This is a genomic window from Alistipes sp. AM16-43, from assembly GCF_003435745.1.
In the GTDB taxonomy this organism is placed as follows: domain Bacteria; phylum Bacteroidota; class Bacteroidia; order Bacteroidales; family Rikenellaceae; genus Alistipes; species Alistipes onderdonkii.
In genome coordinates this window covers 27319-27577 of sequence record NZ_QTUQ01000013.1, presented here as the reverse complement: position 1 = coordinate 27577, position 259 = coordinate 27319, and the positions used below count along the sequence as shown (strand labels likewise).

The 259-nt window shown below is 62.5% G+C and carries 1 protein-coding gene; it reads left to right on the top strand.

Annotated elements, in window-relative coordinates:
* Positions 1 to 259, top strand: a 259-nt coding sequence (locus DW189_RS13865) for a DUF4133 domain-containing protein (protein WP_259295446.1), incomplete at both ends; no start/stop codon positions are given.

The following is a 259-nucleotide window of genomic DNA, read 5'->3' as shown; positions in this document are numbered from 1 at the left end:
TTCTTGGAAACCTACCGTAGAAATACGGCAAGGCACCGGGTTCTTAGCCTACGCCTCACGGCGCAGTACCTCGTGCTGTTCGTCGCGGGGCTTCTGAGCGTCTTCGTCTGCTTCGTCGGAATGTACATGAGCGGCCTCCCGCAGGGCTTCTGCATCCTCTTCGCCCTCACGGCCGGCCTTGCCGTCACGGGCGGCACCTTCTACCTGAACCGCCGTTTCGGCCCCCACGGGCTTCAAAAACTCATGGCCTCGCGCCGGT